Origin of the sequence: Gardnerella bretellae (assembly GCF_048545135.1) — a bacterium.
Lineage (GTDB): Bacteria > Actinomycetota > Actinomycetes > Actinomycetales > Bifidobacteriaceae > Bifidobacterium > Bifidobacterium greenwoodii.
The window spans coordinates 103,968-118,870 of sequence record NZ_JBKQXU010000001.1; the positions used below are offsets into that span (position 1 = coordinate 103,968).

Here is a 14,903-nt window from a genome sequence, read left to right on the forward strand (position 1 = left end):
TAGTATTGTTCTTATGTGTAACAGTAGTGAGCTTTCGGCAAGTAACAGTGAAAATGTGTTAGTAGATTTTACTGAAAAACTTCTTGTGGATGTTAAAGATTTTACTAAGAACAACAATAAAGTATTAAGTGTTCCCGTATCTGAATTATTGAATTTTGGATCTGGTTTATCGTCATTAATTCCTGCATGTAATACAGTTACTCAAACAATAACCATTCCTACGGATGGTCTTTATAAGATTGCTAATAAAGCTGCAGGTGATACTCTAAAATACGCAAAAAATGGGAATCTATGGGGATCTTTAAGAAAAGCTGACGGTGGTTCTAGAATGATGCAGATTTCAAAGATGGAGTCTTTGCAAGGTTCTATGAAAACAGCACTTCCGTTTAATCCTGCTCTTTTAATGATGGCTGTGGCTATTTATTCTATTGAAAAAGATATGAAAAAGATTAAAGAAACTCAGGAAAAGATACTTACCTTCATGGAAGTTGAGAATGAGTCACAGATTGAGGCAGATGTTGAGTCATTGATGGGGATTGCTTCTACTTATAAGTGCAGTTGGGATAATGAAATTTCTGTTATGAATAATCATAAGCTTGTTATCGATATTAAGAATCGTGCTAGAAAGAACATTATTGCTTATCAGAAAAAGATTACTGATATTCTTTTGTTAAAGAAGTTTATTGTGTCTAAAAGTAACGTAAATTCGACGTTGTCTGATTTAGGGAAAAAGTTTAAGTATTACAGATTGTCGTTGTATATTTTCTCTCTATCATCTTTGATGGAAATAATGTTAAGTGAAAATTTTGCGGAAGAGTACATTAGTAATGCAGAAAATGAGATAAAGAAATTGTCTGATGACTACTGTGAGAAATTTGAAAAAAGCTCTTTATACTTAGAAAAACTTGGTAATTCGGAAGTGGAAGTCAACGTTGTGAAAGCTATGGGTACTGCTGGTACGGCTGTTGGTAAGTTGATTGGTGGTATTCCTTTAGTTAAAGATGGTTCTGTTGATGAGTTTTTACAAGATAAAGGAAACGGATTACATGAAAATGCTAATGCAATGGTAGCAAAAGCAGTGAAGGAGTTTTCTGTTTTGCGTGATCCGGAAACAAAAGTGTTTGTGGAAAAAATGGAGGATATAACTCAAATCTACAATCGTACTTCGCAAATATGTGTTGATAAAGAAAAAATATATTTGTTGTAAGTTATATATTGTTTCGTGTTGTGAGAAAACGTTTAACGCGTTGATGTCAAAGGCTTAATAGGTGGGTGCGTTTCGTAGCGTTTGGAATTACGCTATTTCATTCGTTACTTTTTAGCCCAAATCGCGCATTAGTTGTTTGTGTCGTTAACAATACTTTCTATATTTCTGCCTGAGTAGAATATGCGAATAACTGTTACAGTCATTTGTTTTTCGTCTACTTGGTAGAAAACAGTGTAGTTGTCGACTGGAACTCTGCGTATTCCTTTAGAACACCACGGCTCCCAATTAACAAGTGTATATCGCATAGGCATAGTCTCAAGAGAACGTATAGCATGCTTAATGCTGTTGACTTGTTTTTTCGCAGTTTTTGGAACTTGTAAATTAAAGCGAATGTATTCGTATAGTTCAGTGAGATCAAGGAACGCTTGCGGAGAATAAATGACGCTATAGGTTGTGCTCATACGCCGTATTCCTTAGTGAAGAATTGGTCTACTTCATCTGCACTATATTGTTTGCCAGTCGAAATAGAGTCGATGCCTTTTTGTAATTCTTTATCCAACTCGGCTCTTGTTAAGCTGCCTAAAGCAGTAGGCGTATTAACTGGCAAGCGGAGTTCAAACGGCATGCCTTTTTGTAAAACGATTTGACTATAAAGCATTTGGATTGCTGAAGATGGTGTTATGCCAAGCTGGTTCAAAATGTTTTCAGCGTTTTCTTTAAGATTTGTATCGATTCTTGCATATACAGCGTTTGTGTTTGTCATTGTGTTCGCGTCCTTTCTGACCTTATTTTACAAAATGCTTGCAAGCATACGCAAGCAGATGAAAGCAAAAGTTTAATCACTATTCAGATTATGACTCCACATTGTTGTATCTTCGGATTCAAAATCAAGCTATTAAGCCAATCTTAAACCTTTTTGCAATATTTTCTTATCGTTAAAAAGTTTAGCGTGCGGCGGCTTTAAGCTTGGTTAGTGCGATTCTAGATGCGATTTTGCTATTTTATCAGTTATAACTTATAAATTATCGATTTTATCATTAAATTTCACTTATAGGTGTGATGAACTGTGATTAGTTAAGAGGTTGTAAGTGTATTCAAAAAGCCTGCACTTATTGGAAAAATAAAAAAATTTTTCTTTAATAAAGCTTGTATGTGTGGTTTTTTTTTTAATAGTAATACTATTAAAGCTAAACAGACTATTATGGATTCTAATTTTATTAAAATTGCATACTAAGAATAAGGGGAACTTATGAAATTAATTAGACCAGATAGTAAATATATCCAAGGTTATATAGAAGCAAATGAAGAAGATGAAATTTTTAGGCCGAATGCAGAAAGACGTTTTATAAACCCTGAGACAATTATAGAGAGTTCTTATAACTATGAGCATGGTATAAATTTACCTGAAAATTATGTTAAAGCTACTACATTTTGGCTGATAGATAATGAAAAATTTATTGGTGAAATTAATATTAGGCATGAATTAAATTCTTTTTTAATTAACTATGGTGGTCACATAGGGTACGAAGTTAGGCAATCTGAATGTATGAAGGGCTATGGAACGAAAATGCTTTCTATGGCACTTACATATTGTAAAGAGACTTTGAATCTACATAAAATTTTGATTACATGCGATGATGACAATATTGGCTCGATACGAGTTATAGAAAATAATGGTGGAATTTTAGAAAACAAAGTGAAAAATAGCTTATCAAGAGGAAATGTTACGACAAGAAGGTATTGGATTAATATATAGGAGAAGATGATGAGTGAGACGAAGGTAAGGCCAGTGCTTTTTAAGCATGCTTTTTGGGGTCATGTGATTACAGAAACTGTTGCTAGCGTTTGCACGCTTATTATTGCGCTGCTCGTACAGCAGTTCGTAGGGCACCGCGTACTAGGTTGGGAAACTGTGGTCATACTCGCGTTGAGTGTTGTGGTGTTTTCGCTGCTAAGTACAGCGTATCTGCAGTGGGATAGGCATCGTAGACCAGATGACGGGTCTGGTGATTTGCTTATTGGAATCATCGATTTTGTGCTCAGGCTTCTGGTGACTTCTGGTATTGCTTTATTGCTTGTTTCCGATATCACGCTGCTAAGCATTATTATTGGTGCAGCGATTACTAGTGTGTTGCTGTTTGTTTTTGAAAAGCCTTGGCAACGCGGGATGACGGATGCGCAATTACAGGAAGATTCACAGAAAGCTGTTGAGCTTGGCGTTCAAATGCTTGAAGAAGAGCGCGTAAAGCGCGCGAGGTGAGCAACATGATTGCATTACAGCATGCGAGCACAGGTAAAACAGACACTCCTAGAAGTACGTCTCTAACATTCTCCTCGTTAATCGTTGCGAATATGCTGATGGAAGCAGTATACGATGTCGTCATATTTGTGCTTGCATTGATGTTGCAATGGTGGATGCTTTGTACTATCGCTGGCTGGCGAACGCTACTCGTCATGTTCTTGGGCAATATGCTATTTTCTTGCGCGGCAGCTGCGGTTATGGTTCTGATGGGCGCATTGAAGACTGATCAACAGAAATGCCCAACAAAAAGTTGGTCTTTTTTGACTATTTCTGTATTGCTTAGACTGCTTATCTTCGGTGTTCTCGCTTGGCTTCTTACACCGAGTTTGGTATGGGTGAGCGTAGTTGTTGGCATTGCGCTTACCGATATTGTTCTCGTTATCAAGTGGCACCCTAAAAGGTGAATTTTTAATTTGTTTCGTTTATAATAGAAACAAATGTAAAAATGATAAATTTATCGACTATAATCGAAAAAGACTTGCAGCTGAGAATTTGGTGTTTATCTATGCGCCCAGGGTGGTTTATGCAAAAGTAACTATAAAAGTAATTACAATAGAAGTCCAAAAAAGTCCTAGTTTTTGCTGCAAGAATCCCCGTGAAAGGGATAGCATAACCCTATTTCTATTTGTTACAAGTAAAACTTAGAACACCTTAACATTTTATGTGTTATCAAAAATAACAACAACAATTGTATGGCAAAAAATTATTGGATAGAATGAGTATTAAACCTATTTGGTGTGCGACTCCGTGGAGTGAGTGAGGAGGATATTCTTATGTACAAGGTTCTTATGTTCGTGCTGAAGTTGGTTATGTTTACAGCTGTGAATTTTATGTTCCTTTACTTGTCGATGGTGGTATACGGCCATGATTTTGGTGTGATGTTCAAAACGTATGGAAATGCGCTCGGTCCGCTTATGTTTATGCTTGCTTTGATGACAACGATGTCGTTGCCTAATGAAGGAACTATTTTTGAGGGTAAGCGGCAAAAAAGTGTGTCTAAAAACCCGAGTTATCGTTGAAATACCAAGGAAAACTCGCTGTAGTTAAGCTGAAAAAGCTTAACATTTAGTATTACTTGACATTGAAAACAAAAGGGGCTTAGGACAATTTTTAGACATTTTGTGCAACCATAGCACGATGTTCCATAATTGTCTTTTAAGCCCCATTTTAATTCTGTGATTGTTGTAAAAATCAATATAAGTATGAATAGCTTGACGTAATTCTTCTGTACTATCCCAGCTACTGCGACTTAGATAACAAATTGCGAGAAAGTTATGCGATGAGAACGTTATTTGCAATTTTTATATTGCGAGCATGCTGTTAGCGATTAAGCCCTCACTTTGGTGTAAATTCATTTCCTTCCCTTTATCCGATATTTTTACGTTCAAACTCAAACGAGAAAAATAAGTGGTGCTTCCCATCATCACGGCGCTTGATCGTACTATATGATGCAGTAATGCGAACATAAAAATCGTGTATGACAGTCAAAAAATCCCATTCATGTAAATTGTGTTGCAATATGCGATACAGTATTTTATGGTATGTGTATGGATGTTGATTGATATGGCATTCGTGAACTTAACGTTGTACATCAGTCTTGCAACAACGCTTTCTTAAGGTCTTCCATAGAGGAATACGATGGTACGTTAGGCTCTCTGGAAATTCTTTTGGCTTCTTGCATGGCCGCTAATGTTTCGGTATTAAACTTTGGGATTTCTACTTTAAAAGGAAGTCCTCCATGCAAAACGCATTGGCGTAAGAAGATGTTTACGGCACTTGACATATCGATGCCGAGTTTGCTAAACAGTTCATTTGCTTCTGTTTTGACATTACTATCAATACGAATTTGAGTAGGACTTGTTGTCATAGTATTAGCTCCTTTTAAGACGATTATGATACGATTGGTATACGTTGTCAAGCGATAAATAGGCAATCACAAGCGTCGAGACTATAGTATTGATGTCAAGGGCAGATTAGGTGGGTGCATTTTTTAGGCTTTGTGCTTTTTGTTTCTTCTTCGTAAAAACTCTTTAACAATGATTGGAATTATAGTTGGGATACATTCAAGAGTAATAAAAAATGTAATGTACGTGCAAGTCCAGCTACTACCCAATTGCCGAGGAGACTCTTGTAATATCAATAAATCAATAGCAGGGGCGATAAGCGCGATAGCGATGGTTTTACAAACTCCTAAGTTTTCGAGTGTTTTTTGATTGACAACAATCGAGTAAAGAAGAATTTTTGTTAAACCAAGTGCATGAGCTATAACAATGAGTAAAAAGGGTGAGTCATAAACAATTTCCCAATCGAGTGATTTAAGAGAATTGATAATAAGTCCTAAAAGAGGGAGTAATAATGAAAAAAGGAATAATCGTATAGCTTGATATACAGATTTCTTCATAACTAACCTCCTTAAATTTATATAGTCAAGTGGATGCCTACTGTCATAGACAGACTATTTTTCACTTATTTTACGTTAATTTATCTTACTTTGAAAGTTGGGATAATCATATCCGATTAAAATCTAGCGGTCATGGGCAGACAGGACTTAAAGAACTGGATAAATACGGCATTGATTATCATATCGTGAAAACATATCCCAATGGGGTGAGGGTTGGATATGTGCCGAATTATAAGGCATCGAAAAAGAAGAATGGTGTTAATCAAGCGTGGTTTTCGGCTAGCTGGACAAGTAAGGACATGGTCTTTTTGTTACAACATCTAGGTTTTCGCAGAAACCTAAAGATTACGCTGACAATCATCATATTATTTTGGTTGATGGTGTGAAACTTGCAAATCTTATGATTAAGCATAATTTTTGCGTTTCAACAAGAAAAACGTTTGAGATTAAAACGATTGATACTGATGCTTTGCTTGAATATCAAGATGAATAGTTTTTGCATGTAAGTTTTATGCTTTGATTTTGTTATGTTTTAAGTTTATTAGTTGGTTTCTTACGGTTTTTGAATGCAATTTGCTTTTAATATTACGTATAAGTGTAAATGCTAATGCTGATGCTAATGCTGATGCTAATGCTGATGTTAATGCAATGCCAATGCAATGTCATGTAATCGTTGTAAGAAATAAGGGGTGATTGTATGGCGAAAACAGCTAACTTGTATACTCGTATTGATCCGGAGTTAAAAGAGCAGGCAGAGTATATATTGAATTCTTTGGGTCTTCCTCCTTCGAGTGCTATTACTATGTTTTATAAGCAGGTTGTTTTACAGCGGGGGCTTCCTTTTGATGTGAAATTGGGTTATAGAGAGCCGCGTGATGTGAGTTCTATGACTCAAGGTGAGTTGAATGATGAGTTGGAAAAGGGTTATAAGTCGGTTTTATCTGGTGATGTGAAGCCTGAGAGTAAGGTTTTTGAGTCCTTGCATAAGGCATAGGGTTCGTGGCGTGTGATAATTTTCTTATTTTTTATTTTGTTTTTGAAGAAAAGCATGAAGTTGTGGTTTCTCGTGTGCTTTATTGGAAAAGAGATATTGAGAAAGTTATAAATGGCAATTAAACCTTTTAACGATTGCTCGCTTCTATTGATAAAAAGTGCACTCATTTTGCCACACATCTGTTTATGTATGGAATAAAATCCCGTAGATTATCGGATGATTTTTAGCTACAATTATTTTGTAGATTGCATATATGCATTCTTTGCCCATAATTTACATCCCGTCAGTTTTATTAAACTCAAAGATGATTTGTGCTACGAGATGAATAAATATTAGGCAGATGATGGTGAAGAACAGGGTAAAGATTGAACATGAGAATCGTAGCTGCAATTAGGTAAAGATTAAGTTGTAGAGGAGGCGTAAATGAAGCATATCAAGCATTATGCTTTTTTGACTGTGCTAGTTTGCCTTATGTCACTTATTTCAGGTTGTAATAATCAAAATAGTTTTAGCGATAATAATAGAGAGCAAAAAACAGAAAATCAAAAGTCTGCAAAAAATGAAGGACACACAGAAAATAATGAAGATGTTGACTGGAAAGAGGTAACTGAAAATGGTGTTGATGAAACTTTGCTTATAAAAAACATAGATAAAAAGGTTCTCACGTATGTTGCTAAACAATTACAAAACCTATGCGACGAAATTGGTGAAAAGGGGCGCAAAGTTAAATACTATTGGCTGACAGGACAATGGTATAACGATGTAATATATTCTAAACAATATAATGGTGTCTTGTTGTTAGGCAAAAAAGCAATGAAACCATTGTTCCTAATAATATATAAAAGCAAACAGGCTGGAATGTATGAATGGGTTTGTAGTAAAGCGTTAGATGAAATATCTGGTTTTGATTTCTCTGGATTAAACAATGGCGTAGGCTGGAGCAATTCTAAAGAATTTTTAAAGGCATTTACCGATAAAATTATTGAACAAAAAAATTAACAACTCTCTGTTTACAATTGTCTTGGATGCTTACTAGGCAAGGTGAAACTGAGTATTATCAAGTCTATTATTTGTGATTGTTACTGGAGAAACTCGTAGTAGTTTTAGGATAGTTTCTCACGGTTTTAGATGCAATTTTTGCTTTTTTTTTAAACAAGAGTATTGTGTTATTAAATTTGTCAAATAAGCTATTGGATTTGTGTAGTTTGTAGTGAATTATTTAAGTTTGGTAGCAATTTGAGAGTAGTTATGTAAGTTTGCATGTAAGTATTCATGTGAGTTTGCATTATTTTGAAAGAGTTTTAGGGGAGAGCTGGTTGCTGTGAAGTCAATTTTTAGCAAGAATAATATTTTTATTCGTATGAGATCTATTAGTCCAGCATTGCGCTGGGCGCTTGTTGGCTTCTGTTTTTCTATGCTTGGCAATCAGGCGTATGAAGGCTCGGTTTTGCCTTCGATTATTATTGTGGGCTTGCCGGCTTGGGTGATTGGTTTTCGTAAGACTTTTATGACGGTTGCCGATTTTCTTTCGCCATGCTCTGGTTGGATTGTTGATAAGCTTGGCGGTTTTCGCGCTCTTGCTATGACTGAAGGCGTAGAAGGCGTGCTCAGTTTGCTGCCGCTTCTTATGTTTGGCTCTTCTGCGTGGAAGTGGTCGCTTGTGGCTCTTTCTTGCGCATTGTTGATTACTGGTCAAGTGATTGATATTGCTAGCGAAGTTTTTGAGGTTGATGCTGCCGGCGGCGATGACGGCATGATTGTAAACTACAGTGGCATTGTGAGCGTTTTGGCGAGTGTTACAGGAACCTTGCTCGGCTCTCCGCTTGGATCTTGGATTGCAAGCTGGTCGATTCCTGCGGTTTTGGTTTTCTCATCCGTGACTTCTTTTGCGGCTTGCGCTACGCGATTTATTATGAAACAAGACATTGCGCAAGCGTCTTGCGAAGTAGAGGAAGCGTCGCAAGATGTAGAGAATGAATCGCAAGCGATTAGTGAAGAAGGAGAAGTATCGCAAGTATCGCAAGAAAATGACGTTGATTCCAAATCTACATCCAATAAATCTGCAGCTAAGCAATCTGCGAATCCATTAATCAAGAGTAAAATCATGCTTCTTGCTGGATCTCTTTTGGTTGCTTTTATTCCTGCATGCTCTGTTTCCTATATTCTTCTCGGTCTTGGTAAGCAATATGGTTCTAACTCTTTAACAGTATTGTATATTTTCACTGGTGTAGGAAGCGTGCTCGCGTCCGTTTTGTATGCGCATTCGTCTCAAAAACTCGGTTTAAGAAAAGTTGCGATTTTAGGTATTGCTGTGAGCTTAGCTGCTTATTGCTTTATGTTTATTAATCTTTTGCCAATGATGTGCTTCGCATTCTTACTTGAAGCGATTGGCGGAATGCTACTAGTAGAGCCGATTATTGTTGCGCGTCAGATTCTGTTTAAAGGAAGTGCGCTCGCTAAGTTTTCTGGTTGGGCGCGTCTCGCGTTTGCGATTGGTGCTACTACTGGATCTTGGATTGGATTTGCATTCTCGTCTACGTTCCAATGGCAGCTTTTGCCTATACTCGCGCTGATTTTCACAGCAGGATTGCTTGTTGTTTTGCCGCAGTTGCCAAACGCGAGCTACGCAGATTAGACGATTTGCATATATATGCACACTTATGTATAATCTGTAAAAAATAAAAATAAAAAATCTTGCGAGTATGAATACAAATAAAAGAGTATAAAATATTCTGCACAAACCAAATTACAGGAGACTCTCATGCACAAGATTATTCAAAAGTGGAATAACATTGACCTTATTCTGCGTATTGTTATTGGTCTTTTTCTAGGCGCTGCACTTGGCATTTTTGTGCCAGCTCACGTTTATGTGCTAGATCTTATGGGAAAGCTGTTTGTGAGCGCACTTAAATCCGTTGCGCCTATCTTGGTATTTTGCCTTGTGATTGGTGCGCTTGCAAAAGCAAAAAGTGTTGGAAACATGAAGCTTGTAATCGTGTTGTATGCACTTTCTACGTTTATTGCGAGCCTTATAGCTGTATGTGCAGCCATGATTTTCCCTGTTGACTTCACTTTTGCTCATGTTGCAGCAGCGTCTTCGCCGTCTCCTCAAGGAATCGGCGAAGTTCTTAATTCTCTTGTGCTAAATATTGTGGTAAACCCTGTAGATGCTCTTGCTAAGGGAAACTTTATTGGTATTTTATTCTGGGCAATCGCGTTTGGTGTAGCACTTCGCTTGGCTGAGCCTTCTACTAAAGCATTCTTTGACAACGTTTCGTCTGCTATTGGAAAAATTGTTCACTGGATTATTAACGCAGCACCTTTTGGCATTATGGGTCTTGTTTATACAACAGTTGCAAGCAATGGTCTTCGTATTTTTAGTGAATACGGTTCCGTTATTGCCTTGTTGGTAGGCACTATGGCTGTTGTTGCTTTGATTGTAAATCCTATTTTGGTTTTTGTGCTTACTGGCAAGAATCCGTATCCTCTTGTATTGAGAACATTGCGCGATTCGGGAGTTACAGCGTTCTTTATGCGTTCTTCTGCTGCAAATATTCCTGTAAACATGAATTTGTGTGAAAAGCTTGGTTTTAACAAAGATAATTACTCAGTTTCTATACCACTTGGATCAACCATCAATATGAGTGGTGCTGCTATAACGATTTCGATTATGGCTTTGTGCGCTGCTCACACGCTTGGGATTTACGTTGATATTCCAACAGCTGTGATTTTGTCTGCGCTTTCTGCAGTTAGCGCTGCAGGTGCGTCTGGTGTAGCTGGTGGCTCGCTTTTGCTTATACCTCTTGCGTGCTCGTCGTTTGGTATTTCAAACGATATTGCTATGCAAGTAGTTGCTATTGGCCTTATTATTGGTGTGATTCAAGATTCGTGCGAAACTGCGCTTAACTCTTCCACAGATGTTCTCTTTACGGCAGTTGGCGAATATCGCATGTGGCAGCGTGCAGGTCTTAAGTTTAAGATGGGCAAGGATCACGAGCCAGTGCAACTTAAAAAGTAGCTGTTGTAGCGGTTGCATCTGTTATTAAGTAGTATTATTAGTGCGCGTTCTTACGTTCTTACGTTTACGAGCGCGCACTTTTGCTATGTTTTGCGAGGTGTTATTGTAAATGAATCTAGCAGATGTTCAAATAAAAGAGTACGAAAAATATAATAGCAAAGATATTTTAAGACTATATGATTCTGTTGGTTGGTCTTCGTATACAGATGATTTAGTTGCTTTAGAAAATGGTTTTAACAATTCACTCAAGGTTTTAGCTGCGTATAAAAATGACGAGCTGGTTGGAATTGTTAGAGCTGTTGGTGATGGATATACGGTTGTTCTTATTCAGGATATTCTTGTTTTGCCAGAGTATCAAAGGCAGGGGATAGGGTCTGCTTTGTTAAAGGCGATTGTGGATTGTTATCCTAATGTTCGTCAAATTCAATTAACCACGGATTGTACTGAAAAAACTATTGCTTTTTATAAATCTGCTGGTTTTATTGAGTTATCAGAAATCGAGTGCTGCGGTTTTATAAAAGACAGAGCATTATAGTGTATTAGGCTTTAGGGAAGTGGTAGGTTGTGTTTGCAGGAATGCTGCGGTTAATCCAAGCATTTGCTGCGATTATACTTCCGCTTCCTATTGTGGTTTCTCCGCCTAAGATTGTTGCGTTTGCGTAAATTACAACATTATTTCCAATATTTGGATGCCGCTTTCCGCCTTTTACAGGATTCCCATCCTCGTCTAGCGCAAAACTTTTTGCACCCAGCGTTACGCCTTGGTAAAGCTTAACATGCTCGCCGATTACAGTTGTTTCGCCGATTACAATGCCAGTTCCGTGATCAATGCAAAAATATGCGCCAATTTTTGCTCCTGGATGAATGTCAATTCCAGTTTTTCTGTGTGCATATTCGCTCATAAGTCTAGGAATTAGCGGTACGTTAAGTTCGTAGAGTGCGTGAGCTGTGCGGTGAATAAGCATTGCATAAAAACCAGGGTATGCAAGTGTGACTTCTACTTTGCTTGTGCAAGCAGGATCGCCTTCATACATGGCTTGAATATCTGTTAAAAGTAACTTTTTAATTGTAGGAAGAGCATTTATAAATTGATTGCAAGTTTCTCGAATTTTAATTGTGTTGCTTGTGTAGCATTGAAGTTCGTGAAATATAATGCGTTCAATAGTGTCCAAAGCGTTTGAAGTAACAGTATTCAAACTAATATTGAGTTGCGTAGTATCGTTGCTTAAATTGCGCACATGCAACTCAGGCAAAAGCAGCGCCTGAGTCGCATGTATGAGTGCAATAATATTGCGGTAATTAGGTATGAATGTAGCTTGCCTTATGTCTGAATCGTGAATTGAGTTGAGTTTGCTTATAAGGTCAAGGTGATCATTCATACATTTCTCCTATTATTCTCTTGCTTGCTTTATTCGAGTGTTAGAAAGTGCGCTTGTAAATCTACTAAAAACGCACTTTCAAAACATCATTTATTATTATCATTATTGCATAGCATTATTCTGCAAACAAAGGCGTTGACAAGTAGCGATCTCCGGAATCTGGAAGTATTGCAACAATGGTTTTGCCAGCGTTTTCTTCTCTTTTTGCTTCTTGAATTGCTGTCCAAACTGCTGCTCCGGAAGAAATACCTACGAGCACACCTTCTTTTTTGCTTATAAGCTTGCCGTTTTCGATTGCGTCTTCATTCGTTACGTGAACAATGCGATCATAAATATTCTGGTTGAGGACGTCCGGCACGAATCCTGCGCCGATTCCTTGAATCTTGTGTGCTCCTGGCTTGCCGCCTGCGAGCACAGGGGAGTCGGATGGTTCTACTGCGATTACTTCCAGATGCGGATTTTGTTCCTTTAAATATGTGCCAGTACCGGTGATTGTGCCACCTGTTCCAACGCCAGCAATGAGAATATCCACGTTTCCGTCAGTATCTTGCCAAATTTCTGGACCGGTTGTTTTGTAGTGCGCGTGCACGTTTGCTTGATTAGTAAACTGTCCTGGAGTCCACGCGTTCGTAGTGTTTTCAACGATTTCCTTTGCTTTGGCAATTGCGCCTTTCATTCCATCTTTAGCAGGTGTGAGCACGAGTTCGGAGCCGTATGCTTTCATAAGTTTTCGGCGTTCAATAGACATGCTTTCTGGCATAACAATAATGCTTTTGTATCCTTTTGTTTGAGCAATCATTGAAAGACCGATGCCAGTATTTCCAGAGGTTGGCTCAACGATTACTGAGCCTGGTTTAAGCGTGCCTGCGTTTTCTGCTTCTTCGATCATCTGCTTTGCAATGCGGTCTTTTACGGAGCCTGCTGGGTTGAAGTATTCGAGTTTTACAAGTATTTTTGCTGCTAGATTGTACTCTTTTTCAATGTGAGTAAGCTCCAGAAGTGGAGTGTGGCCTACGAGTTCTTGCACGGACTTGTAGATGTTAGACATAATATTTCCCCTTACTTGTTTGTTTGTTTTACTTGTTTTTTTGTTTTGTTTAATTTGATTTGTTTTTAATTTTTAAAAACAATTTTTATTAGTAAAGCGACTACCGTTTTATTAGTTGTTTCTAAAGATGCCATTTATCTGTTTAATATCTAATCCGTATTAGATTGTTATCTTTTTAAGATTTTATATTCGAATTTTGGCATAAAAAAAAAGAAACAGCGCGCTGTTTCTTGAATCGTAATTTGCTGTGTTTTAACGTAAATGCTTTTAACACAGGCTAGATGATGCATACTTAGTGTTTGCAAACATCATTTCGATTAAGAAATGCGCAACAGCATACGTTACAACAACAATTTGTCATCATATTTGTATGATACATGTGCACTCCTTTACTCGTCGAAATGGTGATAAGTGAAGACTATAGCGAATGGATTTGTGTTTGTCAAACTTTGATTTGTACTACTTTTTCTGCGCGAGTGTCTCTGCTTGGCACTAATGGCCATTAGGTGCAAAATTGCAGAGATTGGCTACTTTAAGGCGGTGAAGAAAATTGCCGCAAACGGCAAAATCTTCACTGGTATTTATTAGATGCGTATCTCGATAGTAGGTATATACCAAAATAACAGGCTAGTATTCCAACAACTTTAATTACAGTATGTCAACCCAGTTTTGTCTAGCATGAAGTATTCTATGCACCATAACTGTTTTATTTTCTTCGCAAATTTTATAGAAGATTACATATTTTTTAACGAAACATCTTCTAAAGTTTTTGCTACTTAAGTAATCATCGTTCACCAGTCTGTATCGATAAGGCATTGTTGATAGGCTCGAAACAGTGGATTCTACATTATCGAGGAATTCGGATGCTGTAATTGGCGAGTCTAAGTTGTGCACAATGTAATGAACTATGTTTTGCAAATCTTTGTGATAACTTTGCGAAACGATTATTGCGTATTTTTGGTTATTTTGCGCCATTGTTGAGTTCTTCTCTTAAGTTTTGCATTGATTCTTCAAAAGATAATGTGCGATTATTGTTAAAATCAGACTCGCTTTGATCAAGTAAGCTGTATAGTTCATATTTGCTCATGAACTTGTTGAATAAGTCAATGCTCATTACTGCTAAGTCTCCGCGACCGTTTTTTGTAATGAAAACTGGCTCTTTTGTTTCGTGGCAGAATGTTGATATCTCGTTGTAGTTATTGCGTAAATCTGTGCTTGACTTAATAGTTGGCATTGTGTGAGTCCTTTGAGATGATTGTTATTTTATTACTTTGGCGTTTGGCTATTTTATTATTTTTTTTGAATTAGCTTATTTAGTTTTGCTCTATGTACATAAATAAATTATTAAATTAGTTTAATGTACTCTAAAGATATTATATTATTATTTCTTTAGATTATTGACTTTATAGTTTCGATTTTCATGATTTTAGTAGCCATTAAGTGCAAAATTGCAGCAATTGGCCACTTTGTTGTTGGTTTGCGCATTTGATACGTTTATGCTGATATTACATTATGGAATCAGTGTTTTAATTTGATTTTTTTTTTTAACTCTAT

The 14,903-nt window shown here is 37.2% G+C and carries 17 protein-coding genes and 2 pseudogenes; 10 read left to right on the plus strand and 9 right to left on the minus strand.

Going from position 1 to position 14,903, the window contains the following annotated elements:
- Positions 1 to 13 precede the first annotated feature (13 nt).
- The gene (locus ACJV7B_RS00470; protein ID WP_419388678.1) at positions 14 to 1,207 is read left to right on the plus strand and encodes a hypothetical protein; all 1,194 of its coding nucleotides are present in this window, start codon (positions 14 to 16) and stop codon (positions 1,205 to 1,207) included.
- Positions 1,208 to 1,335: 128 nt separating this feature from the next.
- On the opposite strand, the gene ACJV7B_RS00475 is transcribed toward ACJV7B_RS00470, so the two are convergent.
- Both ACJV7B_RS00475 and ACJV7B_RS00480 read right to left on the minus strand, forming a co-directional pair.
- The gene (locus ACJV7B_RS00475) at positions 1,336 to 1,668 is read right to left on the minus strand and encodes a type II toxin-antitoxin system RelE/ParE family toxin (protein ID WP_419388679.1); all 333 of its coding nucleotides are present in this window, start codon (positions 1,666 to 1,668) and stop codon (positions 1,336 to 1,338) included.
- Positions 1,665 to 1,970, minus strand: coding sequence for a type II toxin-antitoxin system RelB/DinJ family antitoxin (locus tag ACJV7B_RS00480; RefSeq protein ID WP_419388680.1), 306 nt, complete (start codon positions 1,968 to 1,970; stop codon positions 1,665 to 1,667). The genes ACJV7B_RS00475 and ACJV7B_RS00480 overlap by 4 nt, the downstream gene beginning before the upstream one ends.
- Before the next feature lie 486 nt (positions 1,971 to 2,456).
- Between ACJV7B_RS00480 and ACJV7B_RS00485 the strand changes: the two genes are divergently transcribed.
- From ACJV7B_RS00485 to ACJV7B_RS00495, 3 genes and pseudogenes are all read left to right on the plus strand, one after another.
- Positions 2,457 to 2,963 (plus strand): GNAT family N-acetyltransferase, encoded by a 507-nt coding sequence (locus ACJV7B_RS00485; RefSeq protein ID WP_297643787.1) that lies wholly within the window; start codon positions 2,457 to 2,459, stop codon positions 2,961 to 2,963.
- Positions 2,964 to 2,972: 9 nt separating this feature from the next.
- Positions 2,973 to 3,913: pseudogene (locus ACJV7B_RS00490) on the plus strand (hypothetical protein).
- Positions 3,914 to 4,282: 369 nt separating this feature from the next.
- Entirely contained in the window at positions 4,283 to 4,528 is a 246-nt protein-coding gene (locus ACJV7B_RS00495; protein WP_116793902.1) for a hypothetical protein, read from the plus strand.
- A gap of 39 nt (positions 4,529 to 4,567) precedes the next feature.
- Here the strand turns inward: ACJV7B_RS00495 and ACJV7B_RS00500 are convergent, their stop codons facing one another.
- The 3 genes from ACJV7B_RS00500 to ACJV7B_RS00510 form a co-directional block, all read right to left on the minus strand.
- On the minus strand, positions 4,568 to 4,807 hold the full coding sequence (locus ACJV7B_RS00500) for an IS3 family transposase (RefSeq protein ID WP_419388681.1): 240 nt from the start codon (positions 4,805 to 4,807) through the stop codon (positions 4,568 to 4,570).
- A gap of 293 nt (positions 4,808 to 5,100) precedes the next feature.
- Positions 5,101 to 5,376: a type II toxin-antitoxin system RelB/DinJ family antitoxin gene (locus ACJV7B_RS00505; RefSeq protein WP_119486770.1), complete on the minus strand. Its 276-nt coding sequence runs from the start codon at positions 5,374 to 5,376 to the stop codon at positions 5,101 to 5,103.
- Between the two features lie 123 nt (positions 5,377 to 5,499).
- The gene (locus ACJV7B_RS00510; RefSeq protein ID WP_004136366.1) at positions 5,500 to 5,910 is read right to left on the minus strand and encodes a hypothetical protein; all 411 of its coding nucleotides are present in this window, start codon (positions 5,908 to 5,910) and stop codon (positions 5,500 to 5,502) included.
- Between the two features lie 346 nt (positions 5,911 to 6,256).
- Between ACJV7B_RS00510 and ACJV7B_RS00515 the strand changes: the two are divergent.
- The 6 genes and pseudogenes from ACJV7B_RS00515 to ACJV7B_RS00540 form a co-directional block, all read left to right on the plus strand.
- Positions 6,257 to 6,403 (plus strand): annotated as a pseudogene (locus ACJV7B_RS00515) (restriction endonuclease); the annotation flags it as partial.
- 204 nt (positions 6,404 to 6,607) lie between these two features.
- Entirely contained in the window at positions 6,608 to 6,904 is a 297-nt protein-coding gene (locus ACJV7B_RS00520; RefSeq protein WP_419388682.1) for a type II toxin-antitoxin system RelB/DinJ family antitoxin, read from the plus strand.
- Positions 6,905 to 7,327: 423 nt separating this feature from the next.
- Complete coding sequence (locus tag ACJV7B_RS00525) at positions 7,328 to 7,903, plus strand: hypothetical protein (RefSeq protein ID WP_419388683.1); 576 nt, start codon at positions 7,328 to 7,330, stop codon at positions 7,901 to 7,903.
- Between the two features lie 322 nt (positions 7,904 to 8,225).
- Positions 8,226 to 9,539 carry an MFS transporter gene (locus ACJV7B_RS00530; RefSeq protein WP_410314687.1) on the plus strand — a complete coding sequence of 438 codons (1,314 nt, stop codon included), beginning with the start codon at positions 8,226 to 8,228 and terminating at the stop codon, positions 9,537 to 9,539.
- 126 nt (positions 9,540 to 9,665) lie between these two features.
- Complete coding sequence (gene sstT, locus ACJV7B_RS00535; RefSeq protein ID WP_410314688.1) at positions 9,666 to 10,922, plus strand: serine/threonine transporter SstT; 1,257 nt, start codon at positions 9,666 to 9,668, stop codon at positions 10,920 to 10,922.
- Between the two features lie 109 nt (positions 10,923 to 11,031).
- A complete protein-coding gene (locus ACJV7B_RS00540; protein ID WP_004136380.1) occupies positions 11,032 to 11,457 on the plus strand; it encodes a GNAT family N-acetyltransferase in 426 nt (141 codons plus the stop codon).
- 4 nt (positions 11,458 to 11,461) lie between these two features.
- Here the strand turns inward: ACJV7B_RS00540 and epsC are convergent, their stop codons facing one another.
- From epsC to ACJV7B_RS00560, 4 genes are all read right to left on the minus strand, one after another.
- Complete coding sequence (gene epsC / locus ACJV7B_RS00545; protein ID WP_410313282.1) at positions 11,462 to 12,301, minus strand: serine O-acetyltransferase EpsC; 840 nt, start codon at positions 12,299 to 12,301, stop codon at positions 11,462 to 11,464.
- 115 nt (positions 12,302 to 12,416) lie between these two features.
- Positions 12,417 to 13,349: a cysteine synthase A gene (cysK, locus tag ACJV7B_RS00550; protein ID WP_419388684.1), complete on the minus strand. Its 933-nt coding sequence runs from the start codon at positions 13,347 to 13,349 to the stop codon at positions 12,417 to 12,419.
- 648 nt (positions 13,350 to 13,997) lie between these two features.
- Positions 13,998 to 14,324, minus strand: a complete 327-nt coding sequence (locus ACJV7B_RS00555) for a type II toxin-antitoxin system RelE/ParE family toxin (protein ID WP_116793909.1) — start codon at positions 14,322 to 14,324, stop codon at positions 13,998 to 14,000.
- Positions 14,311 to 14,583 carry a type II toxin-antitoxin system Phd/YefM family antitoxin gene (locus ACJV7B_RS00560; RefSeq protein WP_004136389.1) on the minus strand — a complete coding sequence of 91 codons (273 nt, stop codon included), beginning with the start codon at positions 14,581 to 14,583 and terminating at the stop codon, positions 14,311 to 14,313. Before ACJV7B_RS00560 ends, ACJV7B_RS00555 begins: the two co-directional genes overlap by 14 nt.
- Between the last annotated feature and the right edge of the window lie 320 nt (positions 14,584 to 14,903).

Excerpts from the sequence above, each read along its gene's own strand:
- ACJV7B_RS00560 (WP_004136389.1), bottom strand. The coding sequence starts at position 14,583 with ATGCCAACTATTAAGTCAAGCACAGATTTACGCAATAACTACAACGAG.
- ACJV7B_RS00475 (WP_419388679.1), bottom strand. The coding sequence starts at position 1,668 with ATGAGCACAACCTATAGCGTCATTTATTCTCCGCAAGCGTTCCTTGAT.
- ACJV7B_RS00555 (WP_116793909.1), bottom strand. The coding sequence starts at position 14,324 with ATGGCGCAAAATAACCAAAAATACGCAATAATCGTTTCGCAAAGTTAT.
- ACJV7B_RS00505 (WP_119486770.1), bottom strand. The coding sequence starts at position 5,376 with ATGACAACAAGTCCTACTCAAATTCGTATTGATAGTAATGTCAAAACA.
- ACJV7B_RS00470 (WP_419388678.1), top strand. The coding sequence starts at position 14 with ATGTGTAACAGTAGTGAGCTTTCGGCAAGTAACAGTGAAAATGTGTTA.
- cysK (WP_419388684.1), bottom strand. The coding sequence starts at position 13,349 with ATGTCTAACATCTACAAGTCCGTGCAAGAACTCGTAGGCCACACTCCA.
- ACJV7B_RS00540 (WP_004136380.1), top strand. The coding sequence starts at position 11,032 with ATGAATCTAGCAGATGTTCAAATAAAAGAGTACGAAAAATATAATAGC.
- ACJV7B_RS00520 (WP_419388682.1), top strand. The coding sequence starts at position 6,608 with ATGGCGAAAACAGCTAACTTGTATACTCGTATTGATCCGGAGTTAAAA.
- ACJV7B_RS00510 (WP_004136366.1), bottom strand. The coding sequence starts at position 5,910 with ATGAAGAAATCTGTATATCAAGCTATACGATTATTCCTTTTTTCATTA.
- sstT (WP_410314688.1), top strand. The coding sequence starts at position 9,666 with ATGCACAAGATTATTCAAAAGTGGAATAACATTGACCTTATTCTGCGT.
- epsC (WP_410313282.1), bottom strand. The coding sequence starts at position 12,301 with ATGAATGATCACCTTGACCTTATAAGCAAACTCAACTCAATTCACGAT.
- ACJV7B_RS00485 (WP_297643787.1), top strand. The coding sequence starts at position 2,457 with ATGAAATTAATTAGACCAGATAGTAAATATATCCAAGGTTATATAGAA.
- ACJV7B_RS00495 (WP_116793902.1), top strand. The coding sequence starts at position 4,283 with ATGTACAAGGTTCTTATGTTCGTGCTGAAGTTGGTTATGTTTACAGCT.
- ACJV7B_RS00480 (WP_419388680.1), bottom strand. The coding sequence starts at position 1,970 with ATGACAAACACAAACGCTGTATATGCAAGAATCGATACAAATCTTAAA.
- ACJV7B_RS00525 (WP_419388683.1), top strand. The coding sequence starts at position 7,328 with ATGAAGCATATCAAGCATTATGCTTTTTTGACTGTGCTAGTTTGCCTT.